General features: G+C 71.7%; 22 protein-coding genes. 7 read left to right on the forward strand and 15 right to left on the reverse strand.

The features are described from left to right. Positions 1–12 precede the first annotated feature (12 nt). Both OUQ99_RS03855 and OUQ99_RS03860 read right to left on the reverse strand, forming a co-directional pair. Positions 13–864, reverse strand: a complete 852-nt coding sequence (locus OUQ99_RS03855) for an MHYT domain-containing protein (protein WP_267948046.1) — start codon at positions 862–864, stop codon at positions 13–15. 321 nt (positions 865–1,185) lie between these two features. Beyond that, positions 1,186–1,818, reverse strand: coding sequence for a TetR/AcrR family transcriptional regulator (locus OUQ99_RS03860; RefSeq protein ID WP_378554014.1), 633 nt, complete (start codon positions 1,816–1,818; stop codon positions 1,186–1,188). 323 nt (positions 1,819–2,141) lie between these two features. Between OUQ99_RS03860 and OUQ99_RS03865 the strand changes: the two genes are divergently transcribed. From OUQ99_RS03865 to OUQ99_RS03885, 5 genes are all read left to right on the forward strand, one after another. Beyond that, on the forward strand, positions 2,142–2,834 hold the full coding sequence (locus OUQ99_RS03865) for a carbonic anhydrase (RefSeq protein WP_267948047.1): 693 nt from the start codon (positions 2,142–2,144) through the stop codon (positions 2,832–2,834). Positions 2,835–3,055: 221 nt separating this feature from the next. Beyond that, entirely contained in the window at positions 3,056–3,760 is a 705-nt protein-coding gene (locus OUQ99_RS03870; RefSeq protein WP_267948048.1) for a carbonic anhydrase, read from the forward strand. 294 nt (positions 3,761–4,054) lie between these two features. Next, entirely contained in the window at positions 4,055–4,567 is a 513-nt protein-coding gene (locus OUQ99_RS03875; RefSeq protein WP_267948049.1) for a hypothetical protein, read from the forward strand. A 98-nt stretch (positions 4,568–4,665) separates the two neighbouring features. Next, positions 4,666–5,037, forward strand: coding sequence for a hypothetical protein (locus OUQ99_RS03880; protein WP_267948050.1), 372 nt, complete (start codon positions 4,666–4,668; stop codon positions 5,035–5,037). Between the two features lie 70 nt (positions 5,038–5,107). Beyond that, a complete protein-coding gene (locus OUQ99_RS03885) occupies positions 5,108–5,353 on the forward strand; it encodes a hypothetical protein (protein WP_267948051.1) in 246 nt (81 codons plus the stop codon). Between the two features lie 103 nt (positions 5,354–5,456). Here OUQ99_RS03885 and OUQ99_RS03890 read toward each other — a convergent pair whose 3' ends face one another. From OUQ99_RS03890 to OUQ99_RS03925, 8 genes are all read right to left on the reverse strand, one after another. Then, the gene (locus tag OUQ99_RS03890) at positions 5,457–6,461 is read right to left on the reverse strand and encodes a sugar phosphate isomerase/epimerase family protein (RefSeq protein ID WP_267948052.1); all 1,005 of its coding nucleotides are present in this window, start codon (positions 6,459–6,461) and stop codon (positions 5,457–5,459) included. Between the two features lie 42 nt (positions 6,462–6,503). Beyond that, positions 6,504–7,214, reverse strand: a complete 711-nt coding sequence (locus OUQ99_RS03895) for a hypothetical protein (RefSeq protein WP_267948053.1) — start codon at positions 7,212–7,214, stop codon at positions 6,504–6,506. 163 nt (positions 7,215–7,377) lie between these two features. Continuing rightward, positions 7,378–8,229 carry a sugar phosphate isomerase/epimerase family protein gene (locus OUQ99_RS03900; RefSeq protein ID WP_267948054.1) on the reverse strand — a complete coding sequence of 284 codons (852 nt, stop codon included), beginning with the start codon at positions 8,227–8,229 and terminating at the stop codon, positions 7,378–7,380. Next, a complete protein-coding gene (locus OUQ99_RS03905) occupies positions 8,230–9,435 on the reverse strand; it encodes a substrate-binding domain-containing protein (protein WP_267948055.1) in 1,206 nt (401 codons plus the stop codon). It lies immediately after the preceding gene. 2 nt (positions 9,436–9,437) lie between these two features. Beyond that, positions 9,438–10,505, reverse strand: coding sequence for an ABC transporter permease (locus tag OUQ99_RS03910; RefSeq protein WP_267948056.1), 1,068 nt, complete (start codon positions 10,503–10,505; stop codon positions 9,438–9,440). Continuing rightward, positions 10,502–11,575 (reverse strand): ABC transporter permease, encoded by a 1,074-nt coding sequence (locus OUQ99_RS03915; RefSeq protein WP_267948057.1) that lies wholly within the window; start codon positions 11,573–11,575, stop codon positions 10,502–10,504. The genes OUQ99_RS03910 and OUQ99_RS03915 overlap by 4 nt, the downstream gene beginning before the upstream one ends. Continuing rightward, positions 11,572–13,284, reverse strand: a complete 1,713-nt coding sequence (locus tag OUQ99_RS03920; RefSeq protein ID WP_267950239.1) for a sugar ABC transporter ATP-binding protein — start codon at positions 13,282–13,284, stop codon at positions 11,572–11,574. The genes OUQ99_RS03915 and OUQ99_RS03920 overlap by 4 nt, the downstream gene beginning before the upstream one ends. A 71-nt stretch (positions 13,285–13,355) precedes the next feature. Next, positions 13,356–14,498 (reverse strand): Gfo/Idh/MocA family protein, encoded by a 1,143-nt coding sequence (locus OUQ99_RS03925; RefSeq protein WP_267950240.1) that lies wholly within the window; start codon positions 14,496–14,498, stop codon positions 13,356–13,358. Between the two features lie 114 nt (positions 14,499–14,612). Here OUQ99_RS03925 and OUQ99_RS03930 point away from each other — a divergent pair, with 114 nt between their 5' ends. After that, entirely contained in the window at positions 14,613–15,842 is a 1,230-nt protein-coding gene (locus OUQ99_RS03930; RefSeq protein WP_267948058.1) for an ROK family transcriptional regulator, read from the forward strand. A gap of 149 nt (positions 15,843–15,991) precedes the next feature. On the opposite strand, the gene OUQ99_RS03935 is transcribed toward OUQ99_RS03930, so the two are convergent. From OUQ99_RS03935 to OUQ99_RS03955, 5 genes are all read right to left on the reverse strand, one after another. Beyond that, positions 15,992–16,429 (reverse strand): hypothetical protein, encoded by a 438-nt coding sequence (locus OUQ99_RS03935; RefSeq protein WP_267948059.1) that lies wholly within the window; start codon positions 16,427–16,429, stop codon positions 15,992–15,994. A gap of 34 nt (positions 16,430–16,463) precedes the next feature. Next, positions 16,464–19,526: a hypothetical protein gene (locus OUQ99_RS03940; RefSeq protein ID WP_267948060.1), complete on the reverse strand. Its 3,063-nt coding sequence runs from the start codon at positions 19,524–19,526 to the stop codon at positions 16,464–16,466. 49 nt (positions 19,527–19,575) lie between these two features. Then, positions 19,576–19,950 carry a DUF6507 family protein gene (locus tag OUQ99_RS03945; protein ID WP_267948061.1) on the reverse strand — a complete coding sequence of 125 codons (375 nt, stop codon included), beginning with the start codon at positions 19,948–19,950 and terminating at the stop codon, positions 19,576–19,578. A gap of 19 nt (positions 19,951–19,969) precedes the next feature. After that, positions 19,970–20,290 (reverse strand): hypothetical protein, encoded by a 321-nt coding sequence (locus OUQ99_RS03950; RefSeq protein WP_267948062.1) that lies wholly within the window; start codon positions 20,288–20,290, stop codon positions 19,970–19,972. Between the two features lie 468 nt (positions 20,291–20,758). Further along, positions 20,759–21,487: a DUF6069 family protein gene (locus OUQ99_RS03955; RefSeq protein ID WP_267948063.1), complete on the reverse strand. Its 729-nt coding sequence runs from the start codon at positions 21,485–21,487 to the stop codon at positions 20,759–20,761. Positions 21,488–21,680: 193 nt separating this feature from the next. On the opposite strand from OUQ99_RS03955, the gene alr reads away from it, so the two are divergent. Next, entirely contained in the window at positions 21,681–22,811 is a 1,131-nt protein-coding gene (gene alr / locus OUQ99_RS03960; RefSeq protein ID WP_267948064.1) for an alanine racemase, read from the forward strand. Positions 22,812–22,833: the final 22 nt, after the last annotated feature.

Consider the following 22,833-nt stretch of genomic DNA (forward strand, 5'->3'; position numbering starts at 1 on the left):
CGGCCGAAGGCCTCAGGCGGGGCGGTCCCAGGCGCTGCCGGTGCTGTGGCGCGCGGTGTAGCGGCCCCTCTCCCCGCCCGGGAGCGCCGGGACGGGCGCGGGTTCGCCGTCGTGCCGGGCGGTCCGCGCCCCGCGGCGCGGCTCGGAGTCGTCGACGCCGAGCATCAGCAGGAGGCTGCACACCAGGAGGAAGACGAACAGGCCCACGACCAGGGGCAGGAGCAGTTCCGGGGCGGTCGAGCCCGGCACCGCGCCCGGGTTCCGGGCGTCGTCCACGGTGACGTGCACGCCGAACATGCCGGTGTAGTGCATGGAGGTCACCGCGATGCCCATCACCAGGGAGGCGAGCAGGATCGACACGACGCCCCTGAGCCGCTGGGTGAACCACAGGGCCGCGGTCGCGGCGAGCAGGGCGACGGCGCCGGCCAGTCCCACGAACAGCGGGTCGTGCCCGAGGTGGCCGTGCATGTTGATGGACGCCATGCCCAGGTAGTGCATGGCGACGATCCCGCTCCCGGCGATGGCGCCGCCCGCCAGGAGCCACCCCGTCCCGCGGCGGATGACCGTCAGGTACTGGGCCAGCCCCATGGCCAGCACCGCGAGGAGGCCGCTGGCGACGGTGAGGGTCGCGTCGTAGCGAATAGCCAGGCCCGGGACGTGGAACCCGAGCATGGCGATGAAGTGCATCGACCACACGGCGGTGCCGCCGAGGCAGAGGGCGCTGAACACCAGCCAGGTGGCGCGGCCGGCCCCGCGGGCGTTCCGGGCGCGGGCGGCGAACATGAGGCCGACGAAGGAGCCGATGACCGACACCGCGTAGGCGACCGCGGGGGTCAGGGCCCCGTGGGTGAAGTGCTCGACCATGGCCTGCGGCTCCGGGGGTGTGGGGAGGGAGTCCTGTTCAGGCCAATCCTAGGGAGGCCGGTGCCGGTCGGGGACGGGTTCGGGCCGCATCGTGCGATCACGGTGGGCGGTCGCGGCGCAAGGGTCCTTGGTCCTGAGGGCATGTGGCGGACGGTAGCCGCAGGCTGTGTGACGCCAAACACACCGGGGAGGCCGTTCCGGGAGCGCCGGCCGCCTCCCCGCCGTCCCGCCCCGCCCCGCCGTCCCGCGCCCGTGCCGGGCGCGGGTGCGGGGACCGTTCACGGGGGCGGGGCCGCCGGGGACGGTCCCGCGTCGCGCGCGCTAGGCGCGCAGGCCGCCGAAGGCGATCCGGGCGAGGGTGTCGGCGACCTCCTCCGAGGCCAGGCCCCGGTCCGGCTTGTACCACTCCACCAGCGAGTTGACCATGCCGAACAGCAGGCGGGCGGCGACCGCCGGGTCGACGTCGCTGCGGATGTCGCCGTCGACGATCCCCTCGCGCACCAGGTCGGCGATCAGGTGGTCGAACTCGCGGCGCCGCTCCAGCGCGCGCTTCTCCACCTCCGTGTTCCCGCGCACGCGCAGCAGGAGGGTCACGTGGGGCAGCTCCTCCACCAGGACGCGGACGCTGCCGCGCAGCACGTGGTCGAGCCGGTCGATGGCCGGGCCGGTCGTCGAGCCCTCCTCGCGGGTGACCGCGAACAGGGCGTCCATCGCCAGGTCCAGGGAGCGGCGCAGCAGTTCGGTCTTGCCGGTGACGTGGTGGTAGATCGCCGACTTGGTCACGCCCAGGGCGCGCGCCAGGTCCTCCATGCTCGTGCCGTCGTACCCGCGCTCGTTGAACACGCGCGCGGCGACGCGCAGGACGGAGTCGGCGTCGTGGCCGGGGCGACCGGAGCGCCGCCGGCCCGCCCCGCGGCGGGAGGACGCTGGTTCGGGAGGGGAAGTTCGGGACACGGTTGTCGAATCTACCTGGTGGAGGGCGCCGGTGCGCGGGTCCGGCCGGGAGCGCCCCCGTCTCCGGCGGTCCGCGCGAGGACGCGGTGACCCGCCGGACGGTCGGTCGGTCATGGCGGGCGGACGCCGCCCGCGCCCGCGGAGGCCCGCGCCGCCCTGAGCCTCCGCCGACGGGTTCCGCCCGCCGCCCGGGGGAGACACGCTTGGTCCAAGGATTGCCCCGGCGGGATTGTCCGCCGCTCCGACCAGGCGTAGCTTCGGCCTCATCGTCACAGGTACGGGCGGTACCGCGCCCGCGCCCACCCGACCCTGAGCGAGGCAGCATGGCGATCGTCCAGAAAGCCGCCCCACGGAGGGCGACGATCACCGAGGGCCACGACGCGGACCGCAGGCGGCAGAGGCTCGACCGGGGCAACACCCGGTGGCGCACCTTCGGCTCCGTCCATCCGCGCCAGGGCTCCGGCCGCAGGCGCGAACTGCTCGAACACCAGGCGCCCCGGGTGTCCGTCCTGTCCTGCGCCGATTCCCGCGTGCCGCCCGAGATGGTCTTCGACCAGGGGCTCGGCGACATGTTCACGACCCGGTCGGCGGGCCAGGTGCTGGACTCGTCGGTGCTCGGCACGCTCGTCTACGGGGTGGACGCGTTCGACACGGAGCTCCTGGTCGTGTTGGGCCACGACTCGTGCGGGGCCGTGAAGGCGGCCGTCGAGGCCCTCCGGACGGGTGAACTGCCGCCGGGCAACCTCGGCTACCTCGTGGGGCAGGTCCTGGAGGTCGTGGAGACGGTGCCGGAGCAGGAGACGGAGAAGGCCTTCCTCGACGCCTGCGTGCGGGCCAACGCCCGCGCCGTCGCCGAGCAGCTGCGGCACGAGCCCGGCCTCCGGGAGGCGGTCGCGGCCGGGCGCATGAAGGTCGAACCCGCGCGCTACGACCTCAGGCGCTCCCGCGTGGAGTGGCTGGACGACGCGTCCGGGGGCGAAGGGGGGATCCCGGCGCCGAGAGCCCGGACCGGGTGAAGGCGCAGGTGGACCAGGACGGGCGAACGGCCGCACGGAGAATTCCGGGCGGCCGTTCGCCTGTCCGAATGGGGGCGGTTGTGATTGTCGTTACCTGAGTGGTGTTCTGTGGCGCTAGGGATCCATTAAAAAACTTGGAGAGGTTAGCGGCTTAAGGGTAATTTGGTCCTCGTTTGGCGGCATTGGTCTCTAATGTCGCTAGTCGAGAAGGGAAAACCCCCATGGCCATCACCCGTCGCGGCGCCTTACGCGCATCCCTCATCGGCGGAGTCGGGGCAGCGGTCGCCACCGCAGCCCCCGCCTCCGCCTGGGCGGTCCCCATGCCCTCGCCCTCCCCCGGCCCCCAGGACGCGGCCTCGGCCCTCCGGCTCCTCAAGGAGGGCAACCGCCGCTGGAAGCGCATCGCATCCCGCCACCCCAACGAGGGGGCGGCCCGCAGGGCGGAGATGGCCGTCGGGCAGAACCCGTTCGCCGTCGTCCTCGGATGCGCGGACTCCAGGGTCGCCCCGGAACTGGTCTTCGACCGGGGGCTCGGCGACCTCTTCACCATCCGGTCCGCCGGCCAGGTCCTGGACTCCTCCGTCCTCGGCAGCATCAGCTACGCGGCCGAGCACCTGGCGGTCCCGCTCATCGTCGTCCTCGGCCACGCCTCCTGCGGAGCGGTCGGCGCGGCCGTGGAGGCGCACCGCACCGGGCAGGTCCCGCACGGCCACGTCGGCTACCTCGTGGAGCAGATCCTGCCGGTCGTCGACGCCACGCCGGACGACGGGGGCGACTTCGTTGACGCCTGCGTGCGGGCCAACGCCGAGCACATCACCGGCCTGCTCCGCCAGGACGCCGACCTGCGCGACCTGGTCGACACGGGCCGCCTGGACATCGTCCCCGCCCGGTACGACCTGGAGACCTCGGCGGTGTCCTGGCTCTGACGCCGCGGGCGTCCGTTCCGGGGCGTAGGGCCTGAAAGCCGCACAGGACAAAAAAGGTGATCGACCGGATTCTTCCGGTCGATCACTGTCGTTCTCGGGTCTGGGAGGCACGTTCCCCTCAAGGGATTTTCGGCAGTAAATGACATGCAGGGCCTCCTATCAGGCAAAACAAAACACATGACGCAAAAACCTGCAGATTCGCGAGAATAGCCTTATTCTCGTGGTGTCCGCAAAGGACTGCCTGATTCACAGCGGGCCGGTCGCCGAACGGCCCCTTTCTCGTAAAGGACCGCCGTGCGCGCCTTCGACCAGCAGATGCGGGAGATGCTCCAGACCCCGGGAGTGCACAGTGTCGGCCTCGTCGACTGGCGGGGCGGCCGCACCCTGGCACGCGTCGGCGCGGACGACCGCTCGGACGACGCCGAGGCGATCCTGAGGGCCGTCCACGGCGGTCCGCTGTGGGCCGTCGGGGACCTGGAGGACATGGTCGTCACCGGGACCGACCGCTGCCTGCTGCTCGCCGTGCTCGACGACCCCGACCTGTGCCTCCAGGTGTGGATGGCACGGGACGAGGGCAACCTCGGCTACGCCCTGCGGCGCCTGAGGCGGCTCGCCCGCACGGTCGCGGTGCCTTCGCCGCCCCGCCCAGGGCAGGACGGCGACCTGCCTCCCCGCCGCGGCGGCGACCCCGCCCGTCCCCCCGCCCGGGCCGCCGCGTCCGTGGACCGCCGGGTCCTGGAACGGGTCCTCACCGCGCTCCGCACCCTGTCCGCCGACCGTCCCCGGCCGGACGTGGGGGTCGCATGACCTCAGGAGCCTCGCCCCGGCGGGGCGTACAGGGGCCCCGCCGGTGGATGGCCGACCTGAAGGCCCGGCGCCGACCTACACCCAGGAGAGAGAAGGACATGCCGAACATCGAATCCGGTCTCAAGGACATGATGCAGATCGAGGGGGCCATCGGCGCCGCCGTCGTCGACTACAGCAGCGGAATGGCGCTGGGCACCCTCTCGTCCACGAACACCCTCGACCTCACCGTCGCCGCGGCGGGCAACACCGAGGTGGTCCGCGCGAAGATGCGGACCATGGACCAGTTGGGCCTCAACGACGCGATCGAGGACATCCTCATCACCCTGTCCGGCCAGTACCACGTCATCCGGCCGCTCACCAGCCGCAAGGGGCAGGGCCTCTTCCTGTACCTGGCGCTGGACCGCGCCCGTGGCAACCTCGCCCTGGCCAGACACAGGCTCAAGGGCATCGAGGGGGATCTGGAGGTCTGAGCATTCCCAGGGGCCGAGGCGATGGGGGAGAATGCCGGTGTCAACCCCCCGACGCCGCAGGGAGCCCGGTATGTTCCGGATCGTGATCAGCCGCCTCACCCACGACGGACTGCACGTCACCCCAGAGCAGCACAGGACGGCCATGTCCGTCGACGAGGCGGTCCTGGCCGTACGGCAGCACCTGCCCACCGCCGACACCGGGGCCCTGCGCGGCGACGCGGTGCAGACCTCCGTCAACCGGGTCAACGACTTCCGGCGCGACGTCCGCACCGGTGACGGCGACCGCTTCCGCGTGGTGATCGCCCCCATGATGTGACCGGGCCCGCCGCGGCCCCCGACGGCGGCGGGGCCGTCCCTCCCCGGGAGGATGCGGGGAGGGACGGCTCCGGGCCCGGCGCGGGCGCGGCCGGGCGGTGCCGTCAGTCCGAGCCGAAGGCCGAGTCGAAGGACGACTCCGGCGGGCTGTAGGCGTGGGAGCGGACGAAGTCGACCGCCTCCGCCGCCCCGATCAGGCGGTCCATGCCCGCGTCCTCCCACTCCACCGAGATCGGCCCCTCGTAGCCGATCGCGTTCAGCGTGCGGAAGCAGTCCTCCCAGGGGACGTCCCCGTGCCCGGTCGACACGAAGTCCCAGCCCCGGCGGGGGTCGCCCCACGGCAGGTGGGAGCCGAGCCGGCCGTTGCGGCCGTTGCCCGTGCGCCTGCGGGTGTCCTTGCAGTCCACGTGGTAGATCCGGTCGCGGAAGTCCCAGAGGAACCCGGCCGGGTCGATGTCCTGCCACACCATGTGGCTGGGGTCCCAGTTCAGGCCGAACGCGGGCCGGTGGCCGACGGCCTCCAGGGCCTTGTGGGCGGACCAGTAGTCGTAGGCGATCTCGGAGGGGTGCACCTCGAGCGCGAACCGCACCCCCACCTCGTCGAACACGTCCAGGACGGGGTTCCACCGGTCGGCGAAGTCCCGGTAGCCGGCCTCGATGACGTCCTCGCCCACCGGCGGGAACATCGCCACGTACTTCCAGATCGCCGAACCGGTGAAGCCCACGACCGTGGACACGCCGAGCCTCGCGGCGGCGCGGGCGGTCGTCTTCATCTCCTCGGCGGCCCTTCGCCGCACGCCCTCCGGGTCCCCGTCGCCCCACACGCGGGAGGGCAGGATGTCCCGGTGCCGGTGGTCGATGGGGTCGTCGCAGACCGCCTGTCCGAGCAGGTGGTTGGAGATCGCCCACAGGCCCAGGCCGTGGCGCTCGAGGACGTCGAGCCTGTCGCGCACGTAGTCGTCGTCCACGGCGGCCCGCGTGACGTCGAGGTGGTCGCCCCAGCAGGCGACCTCCAGGCCGTCGTAGCCCCACGAGGAGGCCAGGGAGCACACCTCCTCGAAGGGCAGGTCGGCCCACTGGCCGGTGAAAAGGGTGACTGGTCGCGGCATGTTCGCTGTCTCCGTGGTCGGGGGTCGTCGGTGGGTTGCGGATCAGTGGTCGTCGCCGTGCCCGTCCGCGGGCGCGGGGTCCCCGCCGCCCTCCTCCGCTCCGTCGGGCCGGAGCGCGCCGGGGACGGCGGGCAGGTACAGGTGGACGTGCTCCCCGCCGGCCTCCAGGCTCAGCAGGTCGAGCTGGGTGGCGGCGGCCGACCAGGAGACGACCGCCTCGTTGCGCAGGTCCATGGCGATGTGCAGCACGTCCATGCGCAGCTCCTCGTCCTCGGCCTGCGCCGCCTTGGCGTAGGTCTCCACCGCCATGGACAGGAGGCGGACGGACGAGGTCAGACCGGTGTGGGCGACGCTGTGGGAGGGCCTGTCGGACGGCGGGTCGCCGAAGTGCCCGGCGGCCTCCTGGACGCCGGTCCGCCAGGAGTTGACGGTCGCGGCGTCGGTCGTGTCCAGCGGCGGGTGCGATCCGTCGGTGGGCAGGAACTCCTCCATGTCCTCCACGATCGGTGTCAGGCCCTCCACGGCCATGCGGGTGTGCTCGACGAGGTCGTCGACCGGTGCGGCGGCGGCCTCCCCGGCGGGGGCGGCGGCGGAGCCGGCGCCGTCACGGCCGAGGAAGACCACGGAGGCGGCGACGAGCGCGCCGACCAGGACGAGCGAGCAGGCCGTCAGCCACCATGTGGCGGCCGTGGCGGGGGCTGCCCCGTCCTGCGTCTCGGGCACCGTGTCGGAGGGGGGTTTGCGTGTGGACATCGTGACGTCTCCTCGGGAAGAGTGGAGCCGCCCGACTTCAGATGGCGCTTTCCGGTGAGCGCGGCACCGAGCGGGGGTGAGGGCTTGCGGCCCGGCCCGGGCGCCGCGGTCCGTGGTGCGGTCACGGCCGCGAGCGGTTCGCTCCGACGCACGGCGTCTCCCTTCAGGAGGTCAGTGAACGCAGGTGGGCCAGGCCGTCGACGGCGATCGCGTCCTGCGACGCCGCCAGGGGTCGCCAGACGGAGGCCGCCGTGGCGATGCTGGCATTGTCCGCCGTGAACGATTCGATGACCAGGGGGCCGTCGTAACCCGCCGCGTCCAGCGAGGCCAGGATGCCGCGCCAGTCCAGGTGGTCGGCCCCCGGCGCGCCCCGGTCGTTCGCGCACACCTGCACGTGCTTGATCCGCCCGGCGGCCCGGCCGATCGCCGCCGCCACGTCCTGCTCCTCGATGTTCATGTGGTAGACGTCCAGGGCCAGGCCGCAGTGCTCGGCCGGCAGGTCCGCGAGCATCGCCATGCCCTGGTCGACCGTGTTGACCAGGCTCGTCTCGTACCGGTTGAGCGGCTCGACCGCCACACAGACCCCCGTGGCCGAGGCGTGCCCGACCACGGGGGCGAGCCCCTCGACCAGTTCCGCACCGGCCCGCCGGCGCTCGTCCGGGGACAGCCTCCACGTGCGGCCGACCGAGGCGTAGGCCGGGCCGGCGACGACGGGGGAGCCGACCGTCGCCGCCGCGTCCACGACCCGCTTGAGGTAGTCCTGCGTGGCCGAGCGGGTGGCCGGGTCGGTCGCGACGAGCTCCCGCCCCGGTCCCATGACCAGCACGACGGTGGCGCCGAGCCCCAGCCCGTCCAGCAGCGCCCGTGCGCGCCGGGGGTCCCAGTCGCCGACCTGTTCGACCGGGAGCTCGATCACGTCGAACCCCCACTCCGCCACGCGGGGGGCGATCCGCTCCAGCCCGGCGTCGGTCAGGGGCGACGTCCACACCCAGGTGTTGACCCCCAGCGCGCGCATCTACCGGTCCGTCCAGGCCTCGGGGAAGCCCGGCAGGTCCTCGCCGCCGAACTTCGCGTAGTGCAGCGACGGCATGTCGGCGTTGCGCTCCAGGTACTCGGGCAGCTCGTCCTGGGTGATGGGCGCCTGCGGGAGGATCCACTCCGAGGGGACCTCCTCGCCGGCGAGGATCATGCTCGCGGCGAGGACCGGCGTACGCCACTGGAAGTTGGAGTAGACCGGCGCGATGGCGGTGAGGCCCTCCTCGTCCCACTTGCGCATGAAGCTCAGCTCGTCCTCGCCCGCGATCACCGGGTAGGGCTGACCCGCGTCCTCGAAGGCCTCCAGGCCGGCGACGGCCCCGTCGCCCGCGTCCATCCAGATGCCGTCGATCTCGCCGCGCTGGAGGTGCTGGGAGACCAGGTCCTTGATCCTGGCCCCGTCGCCCTCGGTGAACTCGTCGGCGACCACGTTGAGCTCGCTGGCGCCGAAGATCTCCTGGGCGGCGGCCCAGCGGTGCTCGAGGACGTCGACGCCGGGCAGGATGCGCAGCGCCAGCACGTTCGAGCCGGGCTCCAGGTTGTCGACCAGGAACTCCGCGGCGTCCGCCCCGTAGGCGTAGCCGCCGATCGGGTGGATGAACGTGACCATGCAGTCGGAGTTCACCCCGCGGTCGAAGACCACGACCGGGACACCGCTCTCGCACGCGGTCTCCACCGCCGGGGTCAGGGTGGCGGTGGTGGACGGCGAGATGATGATGGCGTCGCAGTCCCCGGAGTCCACGAACGCCTGGATGTCGGAGATCTGCTGGTTGTCGTCGTCCGCGGCGTCGGACACCCGGAAGTCACCGATGGCGCCCTCCTCCTGGAGGGCCTCCACCTGCTGTTCCATGGTGATGAAGCCGGTGACCCGCCACGGGTTGGACACCGAGGCGTTGGAGAAGCACAGGGTGGCGTCCTCGGGGGAGTCGTGGGCGAACTCGGAGGTGTCGATCCACTCCGGCTCGATCGCCTGCATCCACGGCTCGTCCTCGGGACCCTCCGGGGTGATCTCGCGCTGGGCGAGCTGGGCGTCGTACTCGGCCTGGTCGAACCACTCCTCGCTGGGGGCGAGCTCGCTGCCGCCCTCCTCGCCGGCGGCGCCGTCCTCCGGCGCGTCGGTCGTACACGCCGTGAGCATCAGTGTCAGGCCGGCGGCGCCGGCGAGCAGCACGCGGGGGACGCGCATGGTTACCTCCTGGAAGTGCCGAGCGGCCGCTCGGTCGGATGGTCCGGTCGCCGTCGCAGGCGCTCCGGCAGTCGAAGGTCGCCCCGGCGGGCCGCATAGGCCACCGCGGCGATGATGATGACTCCCTGCACCGTCGGCTGGATGGTCGAGGGCAGGTAGAGCTGGTTGAACAGGGTGAACAGCGCCTCCACGGTGACGGCGCCCAGGACGGCGGCGACCACCGTGCCGCGGCCTCCGCCCAGGACCACCCCGCCCAGGACGACGGCGGTGATGGCGGTGAACTCCAGGCCCTGCCCCACCTGCGCCGTGACCCCGGCGTACCCGCCGATGAGGACCGCGGCGACGGTGGCCAGGAGGGAGGAGCCGACGAAGGCCAGCGTGCGCACCCGCCACACCCGCACCCCGGAGAACGCCGCGGCGACGTCGTTGTCGCCGGTCGCGATGAGGGAGCGGCCGTAGGGCGAGCGCATCAGGAGCACCCCGGCGACGGCGATGACGGCCGCGATCACCAGCGCCCACGGGAGCTGGCCGAGGAAGGGCAGGTCCTCGACGCCGCCCCTGCCGGGGACGCGGAAGGCCTCCGACAGGGCGCCGGTGGGCGCGCCCCCGGTCCAGTACCGGACGGCCCCGAACAGGATGAGCATCGTGCCCAGGGTGGTGATGATCGAGGGCACCCTCAGCAGGGTCGTGACGAGGCCGTTGACCAGGCCGACCAGCAGGCCGAAGGCCAGCATCACGCCGATCACCGGCAGGGTCATGGCCTCCTCCCCGTCGATGAGGCGGGCCGCGATCACCACCTGGGCCCCGACCAGCGAGCCGACCGAGAGGTCGAACTCGCCGGAGACGATCACGAGGTACTGGCCGATCGCGAGGATCACCAGCGGTGCGGCCTTCTTGGCGAACGCCATCAGCGGCGGGCCCTCGAAGAACGACGGGTTCTGGGTGGCGATGACCGCGAAGATCAGCGCCAGCAGCAGGGCGACGGTCGGGGCGCCTCCCCGGCCCAGCGCCGCGAGCGCGCCCGGGACGCGTCCGCGGGGTGCGGGGGGAGCGGTCGTGGGCGAGGTCATCGGCGGCCTCCCAGGGGTTCCGGCTCGGGTCGGGGCCCGGGATCGGGGGCGGGCGGCGGCGGGGCGCCGCCGGAGGGGAAGCGGACCCGGACGGCGGCACGCGAGTGCCTGCCCCGGGCGTAGACGGCGACGGCGGCGATGACGATCACGCCGCGCATCACGTCCTTGACGAACGGGTCGACGCCCAGGACGTTGAACACCGTGTCGAGCGTGGCGAGGATGAACACCCCGGCGATCGTCCCGGCCACGCCTCCCCGCCCGCCGAGCAGGTAGGTGCCGCCCAGGACGACGGCGGCGATGGCCTCCAGCTCGTAGCCGTTGCCGTAGACGGTGGCGCTGCCCGTGCCGAACCTGGCGGCCAGCAGCAGGCCCGCCACCCCGGCGGTGACGGAGCACAGCACGTGCGCGGTGACGGTGGGGATCCCGGCGCGGACGCCGGAGAGCCGCGCGACCTCGGCGTCGCCGCCGACCGCGTACATGTGGTAGCCCGTGCGGGTGCGGTGCAGGAACAGCACGGCGGCCGCGGCGAGGCCCAGCATGACGAGGGTGGAGACCGGCAGGACGCCGATCCGCGTGTAGCCGAAGGTCTGGAAGGCGGCGGGGATCGCCCCGGCGGGGCCCTGGAAGTTGGTGTCCAGGTAGCCCTTGATGATCAACCCCATCCCCAGCGTGGTGATGAACGGGTTGACCCGCAGCCGGGTCACCACGAGGCCGTTGGCCAGGCCGATCAGCGCGGCCAGGCCCAGGGCCGCCCCGACGCCGAGCAGGATCCGGGAGGGGTCGCCCGCCATGGTGGTCGCCGCGACCACCGTGGAGAGCGCGGCGACGTAGCCGACCGACAGGTCGAGGGACCGGCACAGGATGACGAGGGTCTGGCCGATGGCCAGGAACCCGAGCAGGCTGCTGCGGGTGAACAGGTCGACCGTGTTGGCGGTGGTGAACAGGTTGCCGCCGCGCGTGGCGACGTAGACGGCGCTCGCCGCGAGCAGCAGCACCAGGGCCAGGTAGACCGGGCCCGTGGTGCCGAGCCGGGACCACAGGCCCCGGACGGAGGTGGTGGCGCGTGTCACGGTGCGGCCTCCTCGTGCCGTGCGGGGGAGCCGCCGCCGCTGTCGGGGCCGGGACCGCTGCCGCTGTCGGTGTGGCGCACGGCGCCGGGGGGAGGGCCGGAGCCGAGGTCGTTCTCGGGGCGGCGGCCGGGGCCGGCGGCCCGGCCGGCACCGTCGCCGGAGCGGGGACCGGCCGCGGCGCCGCCGGAGAGCGGGGCCGCGGCGCGGGGGTCCCCGGCGGCCGGGGCGTCCGCCCGCGGGTCGCCGTGGGAACCGGTGGCCATGGCCATCACGGCCTCCTCGGTCGACCCCCCGGGGAGCTCGCCCGCGATCCGCCCGTCCGCCAGGACGACCAGCCGGTCGGCCATCCCGATCAGCTCGGGGAGTTCGGAGGAGATCAGCACGATCGCCGCCCCGGACGCCGCGAGCTCGCGCATCAGCCGGTAGACGGCCTGCTTGGCGCCCACGTCGATGCCGCGGGTGGGCTCGTCGAGGACGATCACGCCGGGTTCGGTGGCCAGCCACTTGGCCAGGACCACCTTCTGCTGGTTGCCCCCCGACAGGTACCGGACCTCCTGGTCGTTGCCGCCGCGCGTCACCAGCTCCAGGGAGGAGAGGATGCCGGGCAGCCGCCGGACCCGGCGGGCCGACCCGAACGGCAGGACCGCGTCCAGGACGAGGCGGCCGTTGGCGGTGACGGACTGGTTCAGCGCCAGTCCCTGCGCCTTGCGGTCCTCGGTCACCAGGACCAGCCCGGCGCGCACCGCCCGGCGCGGGGAGCGGGGATCGATCCGCCTGCCGTCCACGGCGACCTCGCCGCGGGTGAAGCGGGCGATGCCGAACAGGGCGTGGGCGACCTCGGTGCGGCCGCTGCCCTGGAGGCCCCCGAGCCCCAGGATCTCCCCGCCGCGCACCTCGAACCCGATCCCGTCCAGCTGGCTGTTGCCCCCGCCCCTGACCGAGAGCCTGACCTCGCCGACGCGGTCGCCGCGGGGCTCCAGGCGCTCGGGGAAGACCGACGACACCGGTCGGCCGACCATCCGGCGCACCAGCTCCGCGGGCCCGATCCCCTCCGCCGGGACCGTCTCCACCAGGTCGCCGTCCTTGAGGACGGTGATGGTGGCGGCCAGGTCGAAGATCTCCTTCATGCGGTGCGACACGTAGAGGACCGCCACGCCGCGCTCGCGCAGGCGGCCGATGATCCGGTACAGGACCTCCACCTCGTGGTCGGCCAGCGCCGCCGTCGGCTCGTCCATCGAGATGATGCGCGCGTCGTGCGACAGCGCCTTGACGATCTCCACGATCTGCTGCTCGGCCACCGACAGGGACCGGACCCTGGTCCAGGGGGCGATGCCCTCCAGGTCGAGGTCGGCGAGCAGCGCGGCGGTGGCCCGCTCCATGGCGCGGCCGTCCACGAGGCCCCTGCGGCGCGGCTCGCGGCCGAGGAACACGTTCTCGGCGACGGTGCGCTCGGGGAGGAGGTTGAACTCCTGGAAGACCGTGGCCACCCCGGCGCGCTGGGCCTGCACGGGGTGCTCGAAGGAGACGCGCGACCCGGCCAGCTCGACGGTGCCCGAGTCCGCCCGGTGCACCCCGGCCAGCACCTTCATCAGGGTGGACTTGCCGGCGCCGTTCTCCCCGACGAGGGCGTGCACCTCCCCCGGGTACAGGTCCAGGTCGATGCCGTGCAGCACGCGCACGCCGAGGAAGGACTTGGTGATCCCCCGCATCCGCAGGAGGGGTTCCGCGGGGGCCGGGGGAGGTGGAGCGGGGGACGCGGGGCCGGGCGGCGGGGAGGCGGTCATACCGCGTCCACCTCCGGGACGTCGACCCAGCGGCGCTCCCGCGCAGAGGCCATGACGGCCTCGGCGATGACGGCGGCGCGCAGGCCGTCGGCGAACACGGGAAGGCCCTCCGGGGCCTGCCCCGCGATGGCCGCGCCCGTGTCGCGGACGAGCGCGTTGAAGCAGTCCTGGTAGCCCTGGGGGTGGCCGACCGGGACGGTGACCAGGCGGGCGGCGTCGGCGCTCAGCGCCGGGTCGTCGCGGGTGATGGTCCCCGTGCGGCCGCGGCTGCCCGCCCAGAGGGTCTCCGGCCGCTCCTGGTCGAAGGCCAGGGAGCCCTCGGTGCCGGAGACCTCCAGGACCAGCTGGTTCTTGCGGCCGGGGGAGACCTGGCTGATCACCGCGCTGCCGATGGTGCCGCCGGCCGTGGAGAACTGGAAGGACACCAGGTCCTCGGTGGCGACGGGGCGGCCGTCCCGGGTGTCGTTGACGCGGGAGGTCTGGGCGCACACGGTCGCGATGCGGTCGCCGGTGACGAACTCCAGCATGTCGCACCAGTGCGAACCGATGTCGCCGAAGGCCCTGGTGGGCCCGCCGATCTCCGGGTCGACCCGCCAGTTGTCCTCCTCCGGGTAGAGGAGCCAGTCCTGGAGGTAGCCGCCGTGGGCGAGGCTGACGCGGCCGATCGACCCGGAGGCGACCAGGGCGCGGGCCTCGCGGGCCATGGGGTGGAAGCGGTAGGTGAAGGGCACCACGGCGACCCGGCCGGCCTCCCGCGCGGCGGCCACGAGGCTCCTCGCGGTGTCGGCGTCGGTGGCGAGGGGCTTCTCGCAGACGACGTGCTTCCCGGCGGCGAGGGCCGCCAGGCTCAGCGGGGCGTGGAGGTGGTTGGGGGTGCAGACGTGGACGACGTCCACGTCCTCGCGGTGGATGAGTTCGAGGGCGTCGGCGTGCGCGTGGGCGATGCCGTTGGCGAGCCGGAACCCCTCCGCCTTGGCCGGCGAGGAGCCCGCGACCCCGACGACCTCGCCGCCGGCGGCACGGACGGCGTGGGAGTGGACCCGTCCCATGAAGCCGGTGCCGATCACCGCGGCGCGGTAGGCGTTGGGCGTGGTCGTACCGGGTTCGACTGTCTCACCCAGGCTTGTGACCTTTCTCACTGACATGCGGCGAACAGTACGCCCGACTTATGTCGATCGTCAAGCAGAAGTTGACTGACGTGGGAACATTAGAGTCGGTCTGGGTGGCCCGGAGTCCTGTGCTTCACTGTTCGCATGACGGAAGACGCGCTCACTGACCCGGGGAGTCGAGGCGTGACGGATCTGCTCGCCGCTGCCGCCCCGACCGCCGCACCCGGTGCGGGAACCCTGCTCCGGCTCCTGCGGGACGGCCGGCCGCGCACCCGCTCGGAACTGGCCTCGGTGACCGGCCTGGCCCGCTCGACCGTCACCCAGCGCGTGGACGCCCTGCTCGCCAGCGGGCTCATCGGCCCCGCGGGCGAGGCCGTCTCGACCGGCGGCCGGCCCCCGACGACCTTCTCGTTCCGACCCGGGGCCCGCGTCGTCCTCGCCGCCGACCTCGGCGCCACCCACGCCCGCCTCGCGCTCACGGACATGTCGGGGACCGTGCTGGCCGAGGAGCGCGCCGACCTGGACATAGCGCTGGGGCCCGAGACCGTCCTGGACTGGGTCGTCGGCAACGGCAGGGACCTGCTCGAGGGGGCGGGCCGCCGGGTCGGCGAACTCCTCGGCCTGGGGATCGGCCTGCCCGGCCCCGTCCAGCACTCCACCGGGCGCGCCGTCAACCCGCCGATCATGCCCGGTTGGGACAACTTCGACGTGCCCGGCCACGTGCGCGGCCGGCTCGACGTGCCGGTCCTGGTGGACAACGACGTCAACATCATGGCGATCGGCGAGCACCACACCGCCTGGCCGGACGCCAGCCACCTCATGTTCGTCAAGGTCGCCACCGGCATCGGCTGCGGCATCGTCAGCGAGGGCAGCGTCTACCGGGGCGCACAGGGGGCCGCCGGGGACATGGGGCACATCCACGTGCCCAGCGGCGGCGACAAGCCCTGCCGCTGCGGCAACACCGGCTGCCTGGAAGCCGTCGCCAGCGGCGCGGCCCTGGCCGCCGCGCTCACCGGGGCGGGCGTCCCGGCGTCGGGGGCCCGCGACGTCGTGGAGCTCTCCCGCAACGGGTCGGTCCCCGCACTGCGCGCCCTGCGCCAGGCCGGGCGCGACATCGGGGAGGTCCTCGCCGCCTCCGTCAACATGTTCAACCCGTCGGTCATCGTGATCGGCGGCGCGCTCGCCCTCGCGGGCGACCACCTCCTCGCCGGGGTCCGCGAGATCATCTACCAGCGCTCACTGCCCCTGGCCACCGAGCACCTGAGCATCGTCTCCTCCCGGGCCGGGGAGGGCGCGGGCGTGGTCGGCGCGGCCGTCATGGTCATCGAGCACTGCCTGAGCCCCCGCCACGCCGACACCCTCGTCAACGGCTGACGGGAGGCCCTGCCGACGCGGAGCGCGGGCCGCTCCACTCGCCCACGGCCCTGGCCGACCTACCCGGTCAGAGCCAGGGGGCGACGGCACTGGGGAGACGGAAACTCGCTCCTCCTGGGAGGAGTAAAGCTTAAAACAGGGCGAAGGCTTCAGTTCCCACGGGCAGAATTTGCCTCATCGATCTTTTCTTGCAACCAGGCCGGCGTGAAATCTTCGCTCCTGGGAAAGAGTTTTATGTCTCTGGCGTACTCGTTCAGGTCTGGGCCAAAGAGGAATTTAGGAGGATCTTCATAGTTGAATTCAGAACGATAAGTCCCCTCACTCCAAAGCTTCAGTTTGAAGGAGAACCACGTTCCTTCGTTCTCCTTGTACATCCCGGCCCTAAGTTTCATGCACTTCATCCCCGAGTCGGGGGGGAGGTCTGTTCGTACGATTTCCCCGTCCTCCTGCTCGACCTCAATAAATTCATCGGCAGAAAGTCCCATTATTTCTACGTGATAGATGGCTGCCTTCCAGTTGGGGGGGAAGTATTTCGGAAGGCTGGATGCGATCGACACGAGCGCTTCCTGCTGTTCGAGTGGGCCCATGTGGCCTCTTTTTGTTCCATACACGATTTACTCCCTATGTGAGGTCGGGGGCGTTTGGGTAGGTGCGCCGTCGTTGTCGGTGGCCGTTGATGGAGTATTCGACAAGAATTGCACTGGGTGGTGGATCCAGGATTTCCATAACCTTTCCGTTTTTAGTTTTTATCTCGAAGTGAGGCAAGTCTGGGTCGTAGACCTGGCTCACTCTAACATGAATATTTGGAGGCTGGGGGCCGCTTTTTGCGCATTGCTCCCAGTAGTCTACCTCGGCTTGCCAAGCTGGATCTTCGAGCTTGCTTCTCGGGTAATCGAAGTCGCCCTTCAGGACGGATAGCATGTACGTCTCGAAGTTCCTGTAGGAGGCATTGAGCGCCCAGTCGTTCATCTGGTGCTTGTTTACCTCCTCCATCATGGCAACCTGATTTAGGCGTTCTGGGATTCCCCCGTACTCTGAAACTCCTACAATATGACCACCGTTCCACTTGGTCAGCTCGAACTGAGGGGCCTGTGTTGATCCGGGATATTTTTCCGGATTCTGTGAAAAATCTTCCTTCAGGATCTCGTTGTAGGCCTTGTAGTACCGCTCGGCGGCCGTTCTGACGGCTGTATCTTCTTTGGAAATCCTCTCCGCTCTGTCCTCCGTGAAGTGCCCGTCGAAGAACAGGTTTCGACCGCGTGAATTTGTCTCGAAAACGAAGGTGGTGTTCTTTGTTGTAATGTGATATGCGGTGTTCGGTCTTGGGTTTCCTAGTTCAGGGTGCGCCTTGGTTTCGTATGGCGCTTGCATTTCAATTTTTCGGATTTCTCCATGTGTGTCTGTTGTGTAGACGCCCCGATGTTTGCCGTCCTTGTCGTAGACATCGTATTTGGTGTCGGGTGACAGGATTTGGTTGTCGCCGAATCTCTCGTTGGACGCCGGGGACAGTTCATGGCTTGCATTGATGGGCTCGTCCGACAGGTCTCCTTCGGGTTTTACAGGTTTGGCCCCTTCGTTCACCCCGGGGCCGGATTCACCCAAGTCCTCGATGAATCTTGCTCGACTGAACCTGGCGGTCAACGGTTCCGCAGGTGTTGTAGAAGAACCTTCTGAGGAGTTTTGCGTTTCCTGACTGCCGGAAGAGCTGTTTTCTGAATCCTGGGTTGGTGCGGAGTCGCCGCCGTCGGCGCTGTTGCGGACGTCCGGGGTCCGGTCCCGCATGTCGGCCCCGTGCCGGTCGTTCGGTACTTCGTGCCGGTTCTCGGGGCCGTCCCCGTGCAGGTTCCGCGCATCCGGGTCGGTACGCGTGTCCCGTTCCCCCACCCGGTCGCCGTCGGATCCGCGTCCGGTGCTGTCGGCCAGGTTCACCGTCCGGTCGGGGGGCGACACGGGGACGTCGCGCCCGGCGGTCAGGGTGTCGTCGCCCCGCCCTCCCACACCGGCGGGGACCCGGTCGCCGGCGCCCTCGGGGCCGTCGAAGAGCTCGGCCGCGGTCCAGTGACCCTCCTCGGAGCCCCTGGGGCCGTTCGGGTCGGTCTGGGACTCCCGCGCGACCTCCACGATCCGCTGCCGGTTGTCCCGATCGGCCGCGCGGTCGACCTCGGCCAGCTCCGGCTGCTCCACGATGTCGAAGAACGCCTCGCTGTCGGCCAGCTGCTGGGCGGTGGGATCGACCGGCCGGGCGGGGTCCTGCCCGTCGCGGTCGTTCCGCGGCTGCGCGGGGCGTCCGGACCCGCCCGGCGCACCGGGACGGCCGCCGGTCTCCGAGGACTCCCCGCCGCTGTCGGAGGCGGACGCCCACCGGTCCAGGTGGGTCTGGAGCTCCGTCCACTGCGCCGGGCTGTAGTCGCCCCGGTCGAAGGAGCTCGCGTCCAGGCTCGCGATCGGGGAGTGCACGCCCCCGTAGTTCGGGATCCCGGCGGGCAGGTTCACCTCCACGTCCGTGCCCGAACCGGAGTCCGAGCCGCCACCGCGTCCGCCCATACCGTCGACGATGGCCATACCGCGCCAGGCCATCAGCGGCACGCCCACGACCGAGCCCACGCCCGTCGCGGTCAGGGCGGCGCCGCCGACCATCGCGACGATGTTGAGCGCGGCGGTGCCGATGACGTACCCGGGGCGCTCGCCCCACTCCTCCCAGGGCACCACCGAGTGGGCCAGGTCCTTCCACGCCGAGCCGAGAGCGTCCCCGCCGGCCCAACCCCAGCTGTCGGACTCGCCGTCGTACATGCCCACCAGGGAGGCCACGGACTGGACGTTGCCCTCGTGGTACTCCCACAGGGCGTCGCCCCAGGACGCCTGGAACCACCCCTCGGAGCTGTGCATGCCCAGCATCGCCCCGGTGCCCTCGACCGCTCCGACCCCGAAGTCCCACACCGCTGCCCCGGCGTCGACCCACCAGTGCTCGTCGGTGGTGGCCCCGCCCATGTCCCACTCGGTGGCCAGGTCCGACAGGCTGTCCTCGTACCCGTGGTAGAACACGTCGGGGTCCAGCTCGCCGCCGCCGGAGGGCATCGCCTCGAACCCGGTGCGGTCGGGGACGTAGTGGTTGATCTGGTTGGCGCAGTCGCGCTCGGCCGCCTCGTAGTCCTCGATGATGCCGGTGCCCTCGCTGATGAGGCGGCTGTTCTCCTCCACGTCGGGGCTCTCGCCGATGCCGAAGAAACCGGCCACGCCCTCGGCGTCGCGCCAGTCGTCGCCCTTGGCGTCGATGCGGGCCCGGAACGCGTAGGCCTCGGTGCGCAGGGAGTTCCAGCGCCTCTTGATGCCGCGCAGGTCCTCGGCGAAGTTCTCCAGCGCGTTCGCGGCGTTGTTCAGACCGGTCAGGACATCGTCGCCGTCACGGGCCACGGGGCCCAGGACCGTGTAGAGCTCGTCCGCCTCGGGGGCCTTGTAGCTGGACGTGAGCGCGCCCCAGGACGAGTCGATGTCGTTCCCTGTGTCGGCCACCGACTGGCCGGCGGTGCGGAGGGCGGCGGCGAGGGTCTCGATGTAGCCGGGGGAGGCGGTGGGGACGGGGAAGGTCGCGGGGCTGATCTTGTCGTCCCCGTCCGTGAGCATGCTGACCTGCTCATCGGTGGTCAGGGGCGTGGTCGAGGTCGGCACGTCTGGTGCTGGGGGCACAGGTGTACTCCGGGGGAGGGGGTTCCGGGGAGGGCGGGACGGGTCGGGGTCAGACGAGCTGGGCGTTCCCCGGACCGGGCGGGGGCGGCGGCGGGTCGGGCACGACGCCCGCGTTCTGCTGGGCCTCCAGCGCCATCGTCCGGTTCCCCTCGACGTAGGCGGTGGTGGCCTCGCTGGTCTGCCGGACGGCGTTGGAGGTCAGGGCGAGCATGTCGCCCATGAGGCCGAAGTAGTGTCCGGCGAACTCACCCAGGGCGATCCCGATGGGGGCGCTGTTGATGTGTGTGCTGAGGGAGGTGACACGCTGCTCGATCGTCTCCATGTCACCGAACAGGCCCTCGCCCCCTCCCTCCTCGCCGAGGTAGGACATGGTGGTGGTGAGCACGGCGCCGACCTCTGCCGGCTGAATGTTCCAAGCGGTCACGGTGTCCTCCGGTCACTGGTCACGGGGGCGGGGTCTGCGGGCGGGGACGGAAGCTCTCGGGACGGAACACCTCCGCGTCGGCGGCGTCGCCGGGGCCGGGCGGAGGGGCGGCCTGGGCCTGGGCGGCCTCGACGGCGTGGAGCAGCCGGTTCAGCGCCGGGCGGGTCCGCGCGAGGTCGGTGCGGGCGCGCAGGCGCATGTACTCGGAGGTCCGTTGGAGCCCGAGGACGTGGAGCGGTGCGGAGGGTTCCGCGGCCGGATCCTCGTCCCCTTCCCGTTCCCGTGCGCCCGGGGACGGCGTCCCGCCGTCGTGGTCGGGGGACACATGGGCGAACTTCACCGGAGTCCCCCTCCCGGAGGCGCCGCGACGACGGACACGGGCGGGGTGCGCGGACTCCGGGGCGTCGGGAACGTCGTGCGTCTCACGGGGCGGTCGCCTCTCTCCAGGTGTGGGACAGCCTTCTCGCGGACCGGTCCGGCCACTGCGGTGAGCCTTCACCGTTCGACAGATGCGACGTACGGAATGTAGGCATAGTTCCTTTTTAGCGTGCTCCACCGACACCCGGGGGAGCGGACGGGAGGGGACGATTCGCCCACGGATACGGGGTTGAGGGAACCCGGCCGGCATCGGCTCTGGTCAGGCGGGGGCCGACCGGCAAGAACCGGCCCGAGACCCTCCTGGGACTGTGTCCCGGGCCACGCCGGTGTGGCCGGGAGCGGCCACGCGGAAGGGGCGGAGCCGGTCGGCTCCGCCCCTCGCGCACTGCTCGTCACCTGCGTGCCACACGTCCCTCTCGGGAGGAGGCGCCTACAGGGTCCTCGGGTCCTGGCGGGCCCGTTCCTCCCTGATCTGCTCCACCCTGGCCTGCTCCTCCTCCGCGTCCTGGTCCTGAGCACGCACCTGGGTGCGGTGGTACTCCTCCTGGCTCACGGAGGGCAGGATGCCCTCGTGCTTCAGGGCAGGCTCCTCGGGGTGGGCGGGAACCACGTGTTCCTGGTCCTCGCGGGGTCGCGGCGGGGTCTCCCCGATGGGGCTGACGGTCGCCCCGGGCGTCTGCGCGGCCTGCATGCTCTGGGCCGTCGTGGGCGCGCCGGGCCGCCGCCTGTTGAGCGTGGAGGTGCGCCCCACGCTCCGCAGCAGGGTGATGATCACGACGCCGGTGACCAGGTTGATCACCGCCGTCCCGCCCTGGCTGGCGGTCTCGTCGCCCTGGCTGAACGGGGCCACGGCCGCGATCGCGGTCGCCAGACCGACGATCCAGGCGAAGAAGGTCCCCGCCTTCGGGGCCGAGAGCAGCAGCAGGTGCATCAGAGCGGTGGCGAGCAGGGCCGCGACAGCGGCCATGAGCGCGTATGCGACGGTGCTCGCGTCGCCCAGGTTCCCCGCCTCCTCCGGTGCGAGCACCGGTACGTCGAACACCCCGCGGAAAACCAGGGCGCCCGCGAAGATCACCAGAGCCGCGACGACCGCGGTGGCGAGGCCACCCGACCAGAGACGCGTGGTGTTGACGGGTCGTTCTCTTCCGAACTCGGTCATGCCGGTACCCCCTGATACGGCTTCGAGGCCGGTCATACCCCGCATTCCCCCGTTTACTACGAGTGACCATGAAAAACGGCAAGTTACCTGGTCAACCGGCATGAATCAGCCTCCGGCCGAGGCGCCCGGCCCCGGGCGCGGACCACATACCCGCAGCTCCACACGGGTCTCCCACACGTGGAACACTGGGGACATGGCTCACTTCGCGCACGCTCGCGTCGACCTGGACGCGCTCACCTCCAACGCCCGCCTGCTCCGCGAGCACGCGGGCGGCACCCCGTTGATGGGTGTGGTCAAGGCCGACGGCTACGGGCACGGGATGCTCCCCGCCGCGCGGGCCCTGATCGCGGGCGGCGCGTCCTGGCTGGGCACGGCCCTCATCGGCGAGGCCCTCCAGCTCCGCCGGGCCGGGATCACCGTCCCGGTCCTGGCCTGGATCATCCCCCCGGGCGAACCCGTCGGAGAGGCCGTCGGTGCCGACATCGACCTCGGGGTGAGCGACCGCGCGGTCCTGGACGAGGTCGTCTCCGAGGCCCGCCGCCTCGGCCGCACCGCCCGCGTCCAGCTCAAGATCGACACCGGCCTCAACCGGGGCGGCGTGAGCGCGGCGGACTGGGCGGAGCTGACCGAGGCCGCGGCCCGCGCCGAGGACGACGGACACCTGCGCGTCTCCGGGATCTGGTCGCACTTCGCCTGCGCGGACGAGCCCGGCCACCCGTCGATCGGCCTCCAGCTCTCCAACTTCCACGAGGCGCTGGAGATCGCCGACAAGGTCGGCCTGGCCCCCGAGGTCCGGCACATCGCGAACTCGGCTGCGCTGCTCACCCTGCCCGAGACGCGCTTCGATCTCGTGCGCGGCGGGATCGCGAGTTACGGCCTGTCCCCAATCCCCGATTTCTCCTTGCCCGGATTGCGGCCCGCCATGACCCTGCGCTCCCGCGTCGCCCTCACCAAGCGCGTGGGGGCGGGGAGCGGGGTCTCCTACGGCCACCGCTACGTCACCGACCGCGAGACCACCCTGGCCCTGGTGCCGCTCGGCTACGCCGACGGGGTCCCCCGGGCCGCCACCAACAAGGGCCCCGTGCTCCTCGGGGACCGCGTCCGCACCATCGCGGGAACAGTCTGCATGGACCAGTTCGTTCTCGATGTGGGGGACGACAGGGTGGAGGCCGGCGAGTACGCGGTACTGTTCGGCGACCCGGGGGAGACCCCGGGGGTCCCGACGGCCCAGGACTGGGCCGCGGTCCTGGACACGATCCCGTACGAGATCGTCACCAGGGTGGGCGCCCGGGTTCCGCGCGAGTACGTCGGCGCGGGATCCTGACCGGTCGCCGAGAACCGGTCAC

It is taken from the genome of Streptomonospora nanhaiensis, assembly GCF_026642255.1.
In the GTDB taxonomy this organism is placed as follows: Bacteria; Actinomycetota; Actinomycetes; order Streptosporangiales; family Streptosporangiaceae; genus Nocardiopsis; species Nocardiopsis tropica.

What these genes read in the sequence shown, in the direction of transcription:
- OUQ99_RS03855 (WP_267948046.1), bottom strand. Translation starts at nt 864, where the DNA reads ATGGTCGAGCACTTCACCCACGGGGCCCTGACCCCCGCGGTCGCCTAC.
- OUQ99_RS03865 (WP_267948047.1), top strand. Translation starts at nt 2,142, where the DNA reads ATGGCGATCGTCCAGAAAGCCGCCCCACGGAGGGCGACGATCACCGAG.
- OUQ99_RS03870 (WP_267948048.1), top strand. Translation starts at nt 3,056, where the DNA reads ATGGCCATCACCCGTCGCGGCGCCTTACGCGCATCCCTCATCGGCGGA.
- OUQ99_RS03880 (WP_267948050.1), top strand. Translation starts at nt 4,666, where the DNA reads ATGCCGAACATCGAATCCGGTCTCAAGGACATGATGCAGATCGAGGGG.
- OUQ99_RS03885 (WP_267948051.1), top strand. Translation starts at nt 5,108, where the DNA reads ATGTTCCGGATCGTGATCAGCCGCCTCACCCACGACGGACTGCACGTC.
- OUQ99_RS03890 (WP_267948052.1), bottom strand. Translation starts at nt 6,461, where the DNA reads ATGCCGCGACCAGTCACCCTTTTCACCGGCCAGTGGGCCGACCTGCCC.
- OUQ99_RS03895 (WP_267948053.1), bottom strand. Translation starts at nt 7,214, where the DNA reads ATGTCCACACGCAAACCCCCCTCCGACACGGTGCCCGAGACGCAGGAC.
- OUQ99_RS03900 (WP_267948054.1), bottom strand. Translation starts at nt 8,229, where the DNA reads ATGCGCGCGCTGGGGGTCAACACCTGGGTGTGGACGTCGCCCCTGACC.
- OUQ99_RS03905 (WP_267948055.1), bottom strand. Translation starts at nt 9,435, where the DNA reads ATGCGCGTCCCCCGCGTGCTGCTCGCCGGCGCCGCCGGCCTGACACTG.
- OUQ99_RS03910 (WP_267948056.1), bottom strand. Translation starts at nt 10,505, where the DNA reads ATGACCTCGCCCACGACCGCTCCCCCCGCACCCCGCGGACGCGTCCCG.
- OUQ99_RS03920 (WP_267950239.1), bottom strand. Translation starts at nt 13,284, where the DNA reads ATGCGGGGGATCACCAAGTCCTTCCTCGGCGTGCGCGTGCTGCACGGC.
- OUQ99_RS03930 (WP_267948058.1), top strand. Translation starts at nt 14,613, where the DNA reads ATGACGGAAGACGCGCTCACTGACCCGGGGAGTCGAGGCGTGACGGAT.
- OUQ99_RS03935 (WP_267948059.1), bottom strand. Translation starts at nt 16,429, where the DNA reads ATGGGCCCACTCGAACAGCAGGAAGCGCTCGTGTCGATCGCATCCAGC.
- OUQ99_RS03955 (WP_267948063.1), bottom strand. Translation starts at nt 21,487, where the DNA reads ATGACCGAGTTCGGAAGAGAACGACCCGTCAACACCACGCGTCTCTGG.
- alr (WP_267948064.1), top strand. Translation starts at nt 21,681, where the DNA reads ATGGCTCACTTCGCGCACGCTCGCGTCGACCTGGACGCGCTCACCTCC.